The organism is Rhizobium sp. Leaf321 (genome assembly GCF_001423215.1).
In the GTDB taxonomy this organism is placed as follows: domain Bacteria; phylum Pseudomonadota; class Alphaproteobacteria; order Rhizobiales; family Rhizobiaceae; genus Neorhizobium; species Neorhizobium soli.
The window spans coordinates 806,456-806,810 of record NZ_LMOF01000007.1 but is presented as its reverse complement, the minus strand read 5'-3'; the positions used below and the strand labels follow the sequence as shown (position 1 = coordinate 806,810).

The 355-nt window shown below is 63.4% G+C and carries 1 protein-coding gene; it reads left to right on the top strand.

The window, feature by feature from the left end:
- The coding region (locus ASF70_RS16735) for an opacity family porin (protein ID WP_244474058.1) at positions 1-355 on the top strand (355 nt) is incomplete at both ends.

Below are 355 nucleotides of genomic sequence, written 5' to 3'. Positions count from 1 at the left end.
CGACTTTGAAGGGTCGACAAGCGGCAGCTGCGGCGTGGCGACGGACTGCATCTCCAAGGATCGCGCCTCGATGAGGGCGTATAGCCTTCTCGCCAACGTCTATGTCGATCTCGGCACATACGCCTATTTCACGCCCTATGTCGGCGCCGGTATCGGTGCGACCTATGTGAAATGGGACAAGCTGCGCAACACGTCCTGCGCCACCGGAAACCCGGCGCTGTGCGATGATTCGGTTGAACACGGCGGCAAGGGCTCGTGGCGCGCGACCGGTGCCCTGATGGCTGGCGCGACCATCGACGTGACCTGCAACGTCAAGGCCGATGTCGGCTACCGCTTCCGCTATGTCGACGGCGGC